A 409-nucleotide genomic window follows, 5' to 3' on the forward strand; every position below is an offset into this window, starting at 1 on the left:
TAGTTCATATTCTTGTTTTAAAGATTTTATTTTACTTGCTATCGCCTGCTTAAGGCCTAATTGTTGTGTCGGATATGGTTTTAAAGCATAAATAGAATAGCGAACTTCTCCTAGGCTTCCTCTTAAATCTTTTATGCTTTTCTCCACTACTTGCTGCATATCTATTGGTTTATCACGGTATTTTTTCTGCGCGGATTCTAGTTGGAATATCACCCCGGCTAATGTTTGCGCAATACCATCGTGAATTTCTCGGGCGATTCTATTTCTTTCTTCTAGAATCATTCTTTTTTCCTGTTCAGAAATCAATATCCTTGTTTTAACTACATTAGCTAATTGGTTAGAAAATGTAGCCAACGACTGTACATCTTCTGGGAAGAAACCCGCATTTCTACTCTTCCCTGCAACAAAC

At 36.7% G+C, this 409-nt stretch carries 1 protein-coding gene; it reads right to left on the reverse strand.

The window, feature by feature from the left end; genetic code table 11:
- The coding region (locus ACTJK5_RS23040; RefSeq protein WP_440613321.1) for a sensor histidine kinase at positions 1–409 on the reverse strand (409 nt) is incomplete at both ends.

Source organism: Agrobacterium sp. 22094, from assembly GCF_052046015.1.
Lineage (GTDB): Bacteria > Pseudomonadota > Alphaproteobacteria > Rhizobiales > Rhizobiaceae > Agrobacterium > Agrobacterium cavarae.